Source organism: Thermoflavimicrobium daqui (assembly GCF_003313465.1).
Classification (GTDB): Bacteria; Bacillota; Bacilli; order Thermoactinomycetales; family Thermoactinomycetaceae; genus Thermoflavimicrobium; species Thermoflavimicrobium daqui.
Genome location: NZ_KZ845666.1, coordinates 284,744 through 298,825 on the forward strand (window position 1 = coordinate 284,744; position 14,082 = coordinate 298,825).

The 14,082-nt window shown below is 36.9% G+C and carries 12 protein-coding genes; all 12 read right to left on the minus strand.

What is annotated here, in order from left to right:
- Positions 1 to 90: 90 nt before the first annotated feature.
- Positions 91 to 1,224: a PDZ domain-containing protein gene (locus DL897_RS09430; protein WP_113658891.1), complete on the minus strand. Its 1,134-nt coding sequence runs from the start codon at positions 1,222 to 1,224 to the stop codon at positions 91 to 93.
- Between the two features lie 57 nt (positions 1,225 to 1,281).
- Complete coding sequence (locus tag DL897_RS09435; RefSeq protein WP_113658892.1) at positions 1,282 to 2,742, minus strand: S41 family peptidase; 1,461 nt, start codon at positions 2,740 to 2,742, stop codon at positions 1,282 to 1,284.
- A gap of 150 nt (positions 2,743 to 2,892) precedes the next feature.
- Positions 2,893 to 3,999: a murein hydrolase activator EnvC family protein gene (locus tag DL897_RS09440; protein ID WP_113658893.1), complete on the minus strand. Its 1,107-nt coding sequence runs from the start codon at positions 3,997 to 3,999 to the stop codon at positions 2,893 to 2,895.
- Positions 4,000 to 4,314: 315 nt separating this feature from the next.
- Entirely contained in the window at positions 4,315 to 5,376 is a 1,062-nt protein-coding gene (locus DL897_RS09445; protein ID WP_113658894.1) for a murein hydrolase activator EnvC family protein, read from the minus strand.
- 201 nt (positions 5,377 to 5,577) lie between these two features.
- On the minus strand, positions 5,578 to 6,645 hold the full coding sequence (locus DL897_RS09450; protein ID WP_113658895.1) for a peptidoglycan DD-metalloendopeptidase family protein: 1,068 nt from the start codon (positions 6,643 to 6,645) through the stop codon (positions 5,578 to 5,580).
- A 36-nt stretch (positions 6,646 to 6,681) separates the two neighbouring features.
- The gene (locus tag DL897_RS09455) at positions 6,682 to 7,812 is read right to left on the minus strand and encodes a M23 family metallopeptidase (RefSeq protein WP_113658896.1); all 1,131 of its coding nucleotides are present in this window, start codon (positions 7,810 to 7,812) and stop codon (positions 6,682 to 6,684) included.
- Between the two features lie 37 nt (positions 7,813 to 7,849).
- Positions 7,850 to 8,752, minus strand: a complete 903-nt coding sequence (ftsX, locus tag DL897_RS09460; protein ID WP_113658897.1) for a permease-like cell division protein FtsX — start codon at positions 8,750 to 8,752, stop codon at positions 7,850 to 7,852.
- A complete protein-coding gene (gene ftsE, locus DL897_RS09465) occupies positions 8,742 to 9,428 on the minus strand; it encodes a cell division ATP-binding protein FtsE (RefSeq protein ID WP_113658898.1) in 687 nt (228 codons plus the stop codon). Before ftsE ends, ftsX begins: the two co-directional genes overlap by 11 nt.
- A gap of 373 nt (positions 9,429 to 9,801) precedes the next feature.
- Positions 9,802 to 11,136 (minus strand): hemolysin family protein, encoded by a 1,335-nt coding sequence (locus DL897_RS09470; protein WP_240627341.1) that lies wholly within the window; start codon positions 11,134 to 11,136, stop codon positions 9,802 to 9,804.
- A 394-nt stretch (positions 11,137 to 11,530) separates the two neighbouring features.
- Positions 11,531 to 11,968, minus strand: a complete 438-nt coding sequence (locus DL897_RS09475; RefSeq protein WP_168188742.1) for a DUF350 domain-containing protein — start codon at positions 11,966 to 11,968, stop codon at positions 11,531 to 11,533.
- Between the two features lie 16 nt (positions 11,969 to 11,984).
- Complete coding sequence (locus DL897_RS09480; protein WP_240627343.1) at positions 11,985 to 13,223, minus strand: glutathionylspermidine synthase family protein; 1,239 nt, start codon at positions 13,221 to 13,223, stop codon at positions 11,985 to 11,987.
- Between the two features lie 4 nt (positions 13,224 to 13,227).
- The gene (locus tag DL897_RS09485) at positions 13,228 to 14,082 is read right to left on the minus strand and encodes a hypothetical protein (RefSeq protein ID WP_113658902.1); all 855 of its coding nucleotides are present in this window, start codon (positions 14,080 to 14,082) and stop codon (positions 13,228 to 13,230) included.

Here is a 14,082-nt window from a genome sequence, read left to right on the forward strand (position 1 = left end):
AGAGATTATTATAACACATTTAATCATTCCCGGAACATAGGTTCCTGTTATGTATAAAAAAAGAACCCCCGCTTTGCTAGGGCTGTCCTATCAATGAATTCCTTTATTCGTCCCCCACACAGGCGTTGCACCAATAATCCCCAAATCTTTCGGATCATCTTCATAAAGGGCCTTTTGTACAAAATGACTATCCATTTGATCATTACAAACCTCTATTTTCAGAAAGGCAGTACCTTCTACTACCTGTTTTAATTCTTCCAATGTTGAAATACGCACTCCATTTAGTTTATGTATAATATCTCCAGATTTTAATCCCATTTCTGCTGCGGGTGTTTGTGGTAAAACAGCCAATACTCTAAGACCTTTCTCATCAGAAACAAACCGCGGTTCTTTTTGTCTCTCGACTCTTTTTCCCCACCAATAAAATACTTCATGACCACATAATGACAGAAGTACGGCCATCCATAACAATGGTTTCCACCCATAGGATAATGCTAATAAACACCCGATACAAATCGATAGTACAAATACATAGGTCGAAGATAATCTTTGTTGTTGAGAAATGGGTTTTAAACAACTTTTACTTTCAAATCCAATCATTAAAGGAATCGCTAACCAACCTGACATCGTAAAAACTACGATGGGCATAGGCCAAATTTTGCAAATCTGAAATCCACTTACGATCCTTCCCACCCGATGTGGGATTTGGACGGGTAAGCTTCCTTCAGTACCAGCCATACGAATCAATCCACATTCCATCAGATGTGTTAGACAAACAAGCCATAACCATTGATTGATGGAAAATTGAGCAATAACTTCCCACCAAGTATTCCCATAAACTGAAATGAATTTACTATGATCTAATAATTTTACAATAGGGCTTAAAATGGAAAGAATCCCTACCGCATAAGAGAAGCAAGCAAAACGAATCCGCCAAATGGCTAAGAAAAGCATACATGCCCATACCAAGAAAACTTCTTCTGCACGAATTGTAAATTTAAAGTTCAAGAGTATCAAGGATAAAAATAAGCTTGTAATAACTCCTAAATACCAAGTACGTAGGATCAAAGGGGTGGGAGCATACAATCTTTTCCCAAAGATTTGTCTTTCTTTGATACGCTCCAAGCTAATTTGAAATGCTGGTAATAGGAATATAACAATCCAAAATGGGTTTATAAACAATTGTAGACACAATTCCCAAAATCCATTGAATATGGATAACAATTTCCATTCCCTCCAAAAAAAAGAATTATCCCGAAGGATAATTCGACAAAATCATATTTATTCCTTTATTTTCCCCTTGATGTTTTGAATGGCTACTTGCAGCTGTACATCATGTTTAGGATTTTTCTTCAGCTCTAAAAAAGCTTGACTTAATTCTGCTGCTGATTTTTCATCCAACTGTCCCGTAGCTGGTAGGTTTTTGGTAGTTTGAAATGCTTTAACTGAAGCTTCTGTTTGCCGATCAAAATAACCATCCATGCGACCTGAGTGATAACCTAAGGCATTTAAAATGATTTGCATATTTTTGACTTGCTGGGAGTTCATATCATATTTTAATGGTGTTTTACTATATGGAGGAATTGCCATCCAATTAGCTGGATATTTCACTGTAATGTCTGGTTTAATCCCTTTTGTACCCCCATGCTGATCAATCCAGGTTCCATTTGGTGTTAACCATTTAGCCATTGTAACTTTTAATGTACTTCCATCATCAAAAGATTGAGCGGATTGAACAGTTCCTTTACCATAGGATTGCTCTCCGATTAATGTATATCCGCCTGCTTCTTTTAAAGTTCCAGCCATGATCTCTGAAGCACTTGCGCTTCCTTTATCAATCATAACCACGATTGGATAAGGCTTTTTACCTTTTCCTTTCGATTTATAAATTTGCTTATTACCTGCTTTATCCTGTGTAATCATCAATGTTTTTCCTTCTGGAATGAACTGTTCACACATTTTTAGTACAGCTTGCAATAATCCTCCTGGATTGCTTCGTACATCGATAATTAAGCCTTTCATACCTTGTGTTTCTAAGTTTCTCAGTTCTTTAGCAAAATCATCTGCTGTCCCTTCAGAAAACTGAGTGATCGTAAGATGTCCTATCTTATCTGGAAGTAGGGTGGATTCTACGGTTGTCTGCTTAATCTCTTCACGGATCACACTAATTTTCACAATATCTTGCACACCTGGTCGAGCAATATCCAAATGAACAGTCGTTCCTTTTGGTCCTCGAATTTTGTTGACTGCTTCTTGATAGTCCATTCCTTCGACATTTTGCCCATTTACTTTTACGATTTGGTCTTCAGGCTTTAAACCTGCTTTTTCCGCAGGGGACCCTTTAATGGGGGAGATAACAGTTAAGCGACCATTCTTAACAGTAATTTGTACTCCAATCCCACTAAAAGAAGAGCTTAGTCCTGTTTTAAAATCATTAGCAGCTTTTGGGTCCATATAATCAGAATGCGGATCACCTAAAGCTTCTACCATCCCTTTAATCGCTCCATCCATGAGCTGTTGGTCAGTAATGGACCGAATATAATTTCCTTTGATTAATCCATAGGCCTGTTTAAACTTATTAATCTGCTCTTCCATCTCTTTGCTATTACTACTAATCGAATAGCCAGGTTGCAATATAGCCGAAACTAAGTCATCGAACTTTAAAACTAGCGCCGTAATCGCACTGCTAAGCAATACTGTAATGGTTACGATCACTGCTATTGTTCGCTTACGGAACGTCATGTTTACACCACCCTTTGACCATCACCCCATAAAGCAAATAAAGGTAGAAGGTCTTGTACATAATTCAATATATGTGTCTACAAATACAAATACAACTGTTTCAAAGATTAGTGGCTAAAAAGGGCGTTTATTCTATACTCTCCCCTTTATCTAATTCAACCAATCTAGTGGATTAACAGCAAGTGCATCTCTTCCAAAGCCACGGCGCAATTCAAAGTGCAAATGGGGTCCTGTACTTTGTCCATTATTCCCCACTTTACTAATGATTTGACCAGCTTGTACTTCTTCTCCAACCTCTACCTGAACATCACGACCATAGCAGTGGCCATAACGAGTAATGACGGGCAAGCCGTCTTTATGTCCATGATAGATACTTAAGATCCAACCATATCCAGACGCAGGTCGATTCTCAACCACAACACCATCACCTGGAGCATAGATGGGTGTTCCTACTTGTGCCCCTAAGTCAGCACCTTTATGCGGTCTGACATACCCCAAAACAGGATCAAGTCTACCATTAAGATTGAGTGGTGATGTTAATCTCATTACATCCAGTGGATTGCGTGTCAAGCTTTTAAAGGGAAAGTTTAAACGTCCACTAGCCAATAGGTCCTTATTAATTTCCATCACCATTTCATTATAACTTTCTTCTTGCTTGAGTAGTTTAGCTAGCTCTTCTTTTTTATCTTTTTGTTCACTTATTAATTTCTCATAAGCTTTTTTAGAGTCTTCTATTAATTTGACTTGTTGCTTACGCATATTCTCTAGCTCTGTCTTCTTTTTATTTACAGCATTTGTAGCTCTAACCTTCCGGTCTAATAAGCTATAATCTTGCTTCATAATCAAACGCACCGATTCAAAGCGTGCCAAAAACTGTCCAAATGAGTCCGAAGCCAATAAAGAAGACATGTAGCCCATTTCTCCTTGTTGGTATAATCGGCGAATTCTCATATTATACTTATCACGGTAAACCTTTTCAGCATCCTTTGCTTTTCGCCATTCTATCAACTTGCTATCCACTTGCTTTTGAATCTCTTTAATTTTTAGTTCTGCTTCTTTTGCTTGTTTCGTATATTTTGTTAGCGAACTATCATTTTCTTCAATGGTTTGTATTACATCCTTCTTCTCTTCTCGTACTTCATTTAGTTTCTCTTTAGGATTTACATCATTTTCAGCCGCAACAGGCAAAGATGTAAGCGTTACCGTAGCAATAACAGCCAACGAAGAATACAGATTAAGATATGCTTTCAAACGCAAAATAGCCCTCCTTTACCTGACCTTGATCTGATTCTAAGTTATTTTTCTATTTTACTCTAAAACTAACCTTTTTTTCTTAACCATGAAATGTGACTGTTTTAAGAAAAAATCGTGATATCTTCTTCCAGAAGCGTAAAAAACAACTTAGCAAAGATTATAACTTGATTGTTTTCAAGTAAGCAAATACAAATAAATGGATTCTTGAATCTTACCCCCTAACCATAGACTATCAATAAAACTTCCAGTAATATAAGAACGGTTGCTTAAGTCTTCCATAAAATTAAACAACCGTTTCGAATGATAGTCGATTATATTTTAAAAATAGTTGTTCGGGTTAACTGGAACACCATTTTTATGCACTTCAAAGTGTAAGTGAGCTCCTTCACTTTCTCCGTCGTCGCCTACTGCTCCAATTTTTTGCCCCTTTGCGACCTTTTGTCCGGTATGAACATAGACACCCCAACTATACATATGTCCATACACCGTTTTTAGCCCATTTCCATGATCAACCACGATCCAATTACCAAAACCAGTAGCAGGACCTGAATCAATCACTTTACCAGCAGCCGCAGCAAAAATCGGAGTGCCTACTGGGCGTGGGATATCAATTCCCTTATGATAATATCCTCCACGATTCTCCCAAAACGGCGAAGAAACACGTCCGTTACGGGTTGTTGGGTAGGCAAACTTTCCACCTGAATAGCTCCCAGAGCCGGTTGAAGATAGATTTTTAATTTTATCTAAATCTTCCTTCGTTGCTTCCTCTTTTTGAGCTAAGGCATTGAATTGAGAACTAGTATCTTTTATTTTACCTGTTAAGGTCTTTAGCTTCTTTTCTGCTTCTTTTAATTTGGGTTCTTTCTCTTTTTTTAGCTTTTCTATCTGATCTTGGGTCTTTTGAATTTTATCTAGTTCTTTACGATAGTCTTTTACTACCGCATTATCTTCCTTTACAACAAGACGGAGACTCTCAAATCGGTTTAAAAATTCTCCAAAACTATCTGCTGCCAGTAGCTGTGACATATAGCCAAACTCGCCTTTTTGATACATGCGTTTAACCGTTTTATTAAACTTTTTTTGTTTCTCTTCTACTTGCTTTTTTTGGTTAATTAGTTTTTTCCCATGTTCATTTAACTGGATATTCATATCTTTTAATTCTTTTTCCAATTGCTCCATTTCTTTTTCCAGCTCTTTTTTTGCTTCTTTTGATTGATTTAATTCTTCTTGCGTTTTCTTTTTATCCTTTTGAATCTGCTCTAAATTTTTCTCTGTCTTCTCTTCTTTTTTCTTACTTTCTTCTGCAAAACTAACACCAGATACTCCAACGCTAAATACGAGACCCATGGTTAATGCACATGCGATTAGCTTTTGCTTCAACGTTTCAATTCCTCCTTATGCTTAAAGGGTTTTCTTATAGATCCTAGCCATTTTAATAAAGTTATCTATCATTTTTATTTTAATGCATGATAATATTTTATCCCAACCGCTAAGTGTGGCTATTTTTAGAAAATGTAGTTAAAATAAAACGGCCTACTTAATCAAAAATATTTAAGTAGGCCGTTTCATTTTTATTTAGCTCTATCGAATATATCCCATAGGATTTCTAGGTGCATTATTGATACGTACTTCAAAGTGTAAATGCGGACCTGAACTTTGTCCGGCATTTCCTACTGCCCCTATTGTCTGCCCTCGAGAAACTTTTTGTCCAGTATGAACGTAGATTCCTGAAGCATACATATGACCATACCAAGTAGCCAATCCATTTCCATGATCAATGATAATCACGTTACCGAAACCACTTGAGCTACCTGCACGAATTACTGTACCGGCAGCTGCCGCATAAATGGGTGTACCTACAGGACGTGGGAAGTCGATTCCTTTATGACTATAACTTCCACGAAACTCTCCAAAGTTTGAAGAGATACGCCCCATCACCGTTGGATAAGCAAGCTTGCCTCCTGAATAGCTTCCTGAACCTGTTGAGATCAATTTTTTAATTTCATTTAATTCTTCCTCGGTCATTTCCTCTTTTTTGGCTAGTAGTTTGTATTCAGAGGCAACATCTTTCATTTTACTTGTTACTGTTTCTAATTTCTTTTGTGTTTCTTTTAACTTTGGTTCTCTCTCTTTTTTTAGCTTTTCTATCTGATCTTGGGTCTTTTGAATTTTCTCTAGTTCTTTACGATAGTCTTTCACTACCGTATTATCTTCCTTCACAATAAGGCGGAGACTCTCAAATCGGTTTAAAAATTCTCCAAAACTATCTGCTGCCAGTAGCTGTGACATATAGCCAAACTCGCCTTTTTGATACATGCGTCTAATTGTTTTATTAAACTTTTTTTGTTTCTCTTCTACTTGCTTTTTTTGGTTAATTAGTTTTTTCCCTTGTTCTTCAAGCTGACTATTTACTTTTTTTAGATCTTTTTCTATTTCTTCAATTTCCTTTTCCAACTTTTCCTTTTCTTCGCTCGACTGGTCTAACTCTTCTTTCTTTTTATTTTTATCTTCTCGAATTTGCTTTAAGTCTTCTTTTTTCTTCTCTACTTTTTTCTTTGAACTATTCTCTTCAGCAAAACTAACGCCGGACACTCCAACGCTAAGTGCGAGACTCATAGTTAATGCGCATGCAATTAGTTTTTGCTTCAAGGTTTCAATACCCCCTTGTTAAATCCAGGTTGTTCTCTATTTAAGATAATTCATAGGATCAACAGGCTTACCATGTTTGTGCACTTCAAAATGCAAATGGGGTCCAGTAGACCAACCATTACTACCAACAGCTGCAATAATTTGCCCAGCTTGTACCTGTTGCCCTTTTCTCACTTTAACTGTTTGTGCATACATATGAGCATATAAAGTGGAAAGACCACTACCATGATATAGGATAATCACATAACCAAAACTACTTGATGGTCTTGCTTCTATCACTTCTCCCATCGCTGCTGCCCGAATAGGCGCTCCTAACTTTCCACCTATATCAATTCCTTTATGTAACCGATTTTGGTGTAGAATAGGATCCCATCTATTTCCAAAAGGAGAAGTCAAAGGTGCATTGGCTACAGGCCATTGAAGCAGACGTAAATTCCCATTCAAAAGTTGAAAATCATCATCTTTCTTTTCATGCATCTGAGCTTTAGTCACTGCTTGTTGAATCCATTTTTGTAGTTCTTTTTGCTGCAACTCATTATCATCTTCCAACTGAGTCATTTCAGTCTGAATCGTTTGCAGCACTTGATCATTCTGCTTCCACCTTTTATGTAACTCATGATAGAGCTTGTTGGCTTTCAACTTAGTCTGTTTTAGTTCTTTATGAAGGGATTGATATTTTTGCTGCTCACCAAATAAACGCTGTTTGTTTTTTTCACTATCTCTTAATCTTCTAGCGTCTAAGCGAGCCTCCTCTACGAAACTATTAAATTTCTTCCAAAAATCCTCAAATGAACTTGAATCTAGCAAAACATACCATTGATCATATAAATTTTTAGAATGGATAGATGGATGATTTTTTGAATCATTTATTTTTGCAGCCCGCTTTTCCAACTTCTTTATATTATTTTGGCTTGTTTCTAACAAGCGTTCAATAGAAAACACTTTATGATCAAACATATTTAACTTTTTTGTCAAATATTGTATTTCAGCTAAAATATTTAATTGATCTCTTACTATCCTTCTTTGCTTTTTTTCTAACTGCAAAATCTTTCTGTCTCGCTCTTTCATGGCTTGTTTCTTGCTGTTTAAGTCCGAGGAGTCCTGAGCCATGGCTGTTTGACTAAATAACAGGATTAAACATAGCACAAAGATTGCTTTCGCTCTCATCCTTAGCTACGATCCCCTCTCCTTATCGGACTCAAAACTAGATTTTCAAGAAACGACGTACAGAAATCATACTTCCTAAAGATCCAATGAATATTCCCATTAGGAGTGTAGTAATACCGAGTCTAGTGCTTAAATCAAGAACAGGCATCATTTTAAACAAACCATAAGTTTCACCATCGCTTAATATCTGATGGAAAAAATAGTAAACTCCAATCGATACTCCAATAGGAACAATCGATCCAATCATCCCGATAAATGCACCTTCAATGAAGAATGGCCAACGTATAAACCAGTTACTCGCTCCTACTAAACGCATAACCTCAATTTCTCGACGACGTGCGATAATGGTTAATTTAATCGTATTTGAAATTAAGAATGCAGCTAGAATAGCTAAAGCCAAACTAAATACAAGAACAACCGTTCTCATGAAAGTTGAAAAACGAAGAATCCGATCTGTAACATTACCACCAGAGTCAGCATGTTCAACTTGACTTGAGTTTTTTTCAAGTTGTGCCTCCAGTTGCTTAATTTGTTCAGGATTTTTAGGGATAACGTGAATCATATCTGGTAAAGGATTTTCATCCCCATCTTGTAATTGATCTAAGAAATCACTATCTTTTCCCCATTGTTGTTTTAAGTCACGAATTCCCTGTTCTTTGGGGACCAAATTTGCCTTACTAACCATTGGATCCTTCTGAATATTCTCTAACAATTTTTCCTGTTCGTCAGCAGTAAGTCCATCTCTTAAAGAAACACGGATCGCAACCTGTTTATCCAATTCTTTTGTTAAATAGCTTATATTAAAAGTAAATATCAGGAAAAAACCAAAGATAAATAATGTGACTGCTACTGCACCAATCGCCGCGAAGCTCATCCAGCTGTTTTTGCGAATTCCGCGTGACGCTTCCCGTATATGGCGAAAAAAGGTATCAATCTTCATAACCGTATTCGCCTCCTAATTCATCACGAACAATCACACCTTGCTCAATAGCAATTACTCGTTGTCTCATCGTATTTACAATATCTTTGTTATGAGTTGCCATCACAACAGTTGTTCCACGAATATTAATTTCCTCTAATAGATACATAATATCCCAAGAGTTTTCCGGATCTAAGTTTCCTGTAGGCTCGTCCGCAATAATAAAGGTTGGGTTATTAACAATAGCTCTTGCTATAGATACACGCTGTTGTTCCCCCCCAGAAAGCTGAGATGGCAATGCATGCATCCTTTCTGTTAAACCTACCAACTCTAATACTTCTTCAACGCGAGTACGAATTTTCCGACGTGGCGCTTCTACAGCTTCCATTGCAAATGCTACATTTTCAAACGCAGTTAAATTCGGTAATAACTTATAGTCTTGGAACACGACGCCAATTTTTCTTCTCACGTGTGGTATTTTCCAATCGCGGACCCGTTTTACATTAATACCATTAATCAGAACAATACCATGAGTTGGCACTTCTTCTCTATACATTAATTTAATTAATGTACTTTTTCCTGATCCACTAGGGCCTACGATATAAACAAATTCTCCTTGATCCACTCGTAAGTCGATCCCACGTAGCGCTTCTACGCCATTGGAATAGACCTTCCAAACATCATGCATTTCAATCACATAATCACCTACCAAGTTAAATTTGTTTTAACATTCATTTTTTGGTGTTTCTTTACATTACCCTATTTTATACCAAAATAGAGCGAAAGAGAAAATGTAATAATTGGGACTATTTCCCATTTTATCGAACAAATCTATATAAAATCAACAATCTATTTATGTTTATATTAACTGATCAAATTTTTTATTTGTCTCCATTTCCTTATCATTATGTAACATTTTTTTATATATTTTATGTCAATATAAATAAATACCTTTTTAAATAGATTATTCATCCCATATCTATTGATTAGAACAAAAAAGAACAACTACTGTTGCAGATGTAGTTGTTCTGAAATCCGCACAATATGAATTGCTATTTATTGGACTATATCTAAACACAATCTTTTACTTGCTCATCCAGCCTTACTTCCAGCTCTACTGGTTGAATGGGTTTGACTAAGATTCTTGTAATTCGTAACCGATCTACTTCTTTTACTGTAAAGAGATAATCTTCAAATTCTACTTGATCCCCCACTTGCGGAACACGTTCGAGCCTTGAAAAAAGCCAGCCACCAATCGAATCATTATCAGGATCATCAATGTTAATTTGAAAATATTCATTTACTTCTTCGATAAGTAGGCGAGAGTCAATCGAGGTTTCATTACCAATCTTCTCAAAAAACGGCTTTTCATCATCAAATTCGTCCTGAATCTCACCAAATATCTCTTCAATAATATCTTCGGTAGTCACTAACCCAGAGGTACCACCATATTCATCAACAACAATCGCCATTTCCACTTTATTTTTCTGTAATGTCTTTAATATATCCTGTAACTCCATTGTTTCCGGGACCACAATCGCTGGGCGGACCAAATCTTTAAAATAAGGTTCGTCTCCCTTCGATATCCGATCATACACATCCCGAATATGAATAATCCCCTTAATATCATCTTTATCTTTTCCACACAGAGGAAAACGAGTATGATGGTTCTGATTAATAATTTGAAGATTCTCTTGGTATGTGTTTCCTTCAAATAAGCAAATCATATTTACACGCGGAACCATCACTTCTCGTGCTACACGGTCTGTAAAGTCAAACACTTTATCAAATAAGGTTAGCTCAGTTTGGTCGATGACTCCTCCCTGATGGCTTTGTGCCAGCAACATTCGGATTTCTTCTTCAGTATGAACTTGCTGTGTTTCTTTTAATTCAACCCCGAACATTTTTAAAACCAAGTTAGCTGATCCATTTAATACATAAATAAATGGCTTAAATAGCTGATAAAACCAGTTTAGAGGTGTTGCAGTCCATAAAGCTACTTTTTCAGCTTGGCGAATTGCGAGTGACTTTGGAGCCATTTCACCCAACACAATATGCAAAAATGTAATTACACTAAATGCAATCGCAAATGAGGCAGTTTGCATAGCCCATTCTGGCAGCTGAAAATAGATAAAAACAGGCTCAATTAGCTTTGCAATAAAAGGCTCTCCAACCCAGCCTAAACCAAGTGATGCAAGTGTGATTCCTAATTGAGTACCTGATAGATAAGCATCTAAGTTCGCTATTACTTTTTGCGCTATTTTTCCTCGGCGGGTTTCCAAATGTGCAATTTGTGTTGAGCGAACTTTGACAATCGCAAACTCCGCGGCAACAAAAAAACCGTTTAATAGCACTAAGATCAACACTAAAAGCAACTTAAAACTGACACCTATGGCATCTTCCAAAAGAAATGAACCTCCCATATACTCATCATTAAAATAGGATTGATTAACCCAATTATTAATCGAATTTCTAAAGGACAATCTCTATTTGATTTAATTACTGAATTTTTTTACAAAAATATCTACCCATCATCAACTGGCAAAGCTAAGGCTCACCCCTTCATTACCTCATTTGTAATTATTATAGCGAAAACATTTTCTAAAAGACTATACAACTAAAACTTTTTTGATCCGTTCTGCACCATCGCAACCCTCTCTTTATGAGATAGATATTCTATACTTTTTATTTTAACATCTATTCAACAAAATTAAAAATAAGGGCCATAAAACAGTGGATAAAAATGGATTTAATAGAAAAAAACCCCGTTAATGAATCAACGGGATTTTTTATCACATTTTATGATAAGCTGGCAAAACTACCAATTAATAATCCAGATGCTACACAAATTTGAGAGGAAAGATGAGCGATGGCAATGTTTCCTTTTTCAATCTCTGAAGCGACTTTCATGGGAGCACATAAAATAAATAGATAATAAATGATTAATTCCAAGAAAATACCCAATAAGCCCCAAAATACCATTTTTTTAAGACTATGCATATTAAAAATACTACAAAATAAAATAATTCCTATTCCGACCATTTTACCACTTAGTTCATACGCCACTGCCTTTGCTTGGGCTACTTTATGGGGGTGATTTAAATTAGATCCTTCTTTCATAAGCTGAAATGTCGAATAGGGTGTTAAATAAGAAAAAAGAATAATTCCTAGAGAGAGTAATAAAAGTACAAAAACAAAACCAATACTAGCATTCATTACGGCACCCCATATCGTCATGACTAAAGCCTCCTCATCAATCCACAGCCACAGGTAAGTAATAAGAGTTATCTCCTGTAATTTCTTTGTCAATACGTGCAATAATGGCCGAAGCATGTCCATCAATTAAAAAAGATCCCCACAGCAGACGACCAGAGAATTCTCCTTTTAAAGTCTCAACCGTTATCGGTTCCAATTCAACCATTTCTTGGTAAATCATTGATTGCTCCCAATAAAGCTGAGCTTTATCTTCAGCGAGTAAGTTCCCTTCTTTATCAAATAAACTAACTGCTCCCCCTTCTCTACCAAATATTGGTTTTCGGACATATGGCTTTATCCCATGAAATGGGTTATCAAAATAGGTAGGAATCATATATTTTTCAATAATCTCATGTTCTTCTTCAGTAAAAAAAACGCCTTGTTCATGAATACCCCAAATCAATGCTTGTAATCCTTTCGTTTGGGATATAAAGGCTCCAGGCGGGTTAATAATCCCTACTTTTCGATTAGCGATTAGATTCAAAATATGTGGGCCTGTTGGATAACCATCTTTATCTCTTGTCTCTGCTAACAACTCTAAAGGATAAAGTCGATACAAAATATCTACAGGCCAAAGTGTCTTCTGCGGACCACTTTCCACGTATAAACGATTTTGGTGAACAACCAAAGAAGAAAGTGGAGCAAATTTGGCTAAAAGGCCTGATTGTTGCAAAAGGTAACGTGTAGTTCCGGCATCTTCTATATGCCAATCCAAGGCGCTAAAATAAATCCGATCTGTTTTATATCCTAATCTTTTATACTGTTGAATTATACGTGTAAAAGCTTGTCTTAAGTGCTGCTCCATATTATGATTGGGATTTTCCACACCAAAATATGAACAAACTTTATCATTCACATAAAAGGATTCCACAATGCTTGTTGGCGTATCACTATTAAATTCCAACATTTTAAGCCCATGTGGTGTATTGGCAAAATCAAAGCGCCCCACTGTAGTGGGGATGCTTGGATCTATCTGAATTCGAATTGTTTTCCATGTTTCTTTTGGAATACCTAATTCTCTTAACAATTGATTTAGCCCTTGGCTTACGACTTCAGCAGTTCGTGCAAAAATCTTTCCCAATTGCTCTGTCGCATAAGAGATCTCTTGTCGGAAAGAGCTTGAGATTGTATGAATCGTAGCCAGAGCATACTCGTCACCATCCATTACATCCCAAGTAAAAATCTTTTCTTCACGTATAGGTAAATAAATTTCGTTTCTTCTCTGTTGATAGCTCACTTTCTTAACCTCCACTAGAGGTATCGCTATCTTCTCTGATGTATAACTTTTTACCATTAGATACCTTGTAAACCTCTGGTTCATGTCGCTCAAAAGTATCATCACATAAACCATTATTATCATCATCATAGCACAAGTCACTATCATCTGGCTCATCATCCGAAACAGCTGCTACGCAAGCAGAAAAGCCGATCACAGGAACTAAAAACCAAGCTACTATTTTACCAAGCTTCCGCTTCTTTTTTGGCTTCTTGCCTTCTGGAGGAGGACTAGACCAATTTCCTCCACCACCCGATTGATTAAAATGATTCGGTTGAGGTGGCATATAAGGTTGGGAACCAGGTGGTGGAGTCGGTGAACCAAATGGTGGATTTGAACCCAATGGCGGTTGGCTTGGCTGTTGATATGGATAAGGATTTCCTGTGTTAGGTTGTGATGGCTGTCCTCCAAATGGGCTATTCATTCCTCCTTGCTGATTCTGTTGCCCACCAAATGGAGGTGGAGTCATCGGTCCTTGATTATTATTAGGCCCCTGAAATGGATTTTGAAATCCTGCTGATGAATTGGGCTGCCCACCAAATGGTGGTGGAGTCACCGGTCCTTGATTGTTACTAGGCCCCTGAAATGGATTTTGAAATCCTGCTGATGAATTGGGCTGCCCACCAAATGGCGGTGGAGTCATTGGTCCTTGATTGTTATTAGGCCCCTGAAATGGATTTTGATTTGGGCTAAATGGATTATTCAGTCCATTTGGTGTATTTGGCTGTTGGTCTGGGTTTATCGGTCCTCTGTTGTTTGAATTTGGATCAGGTATGCCAAATGATTGTTGATCAAATGGACGATTTCCATTGCTATTCAT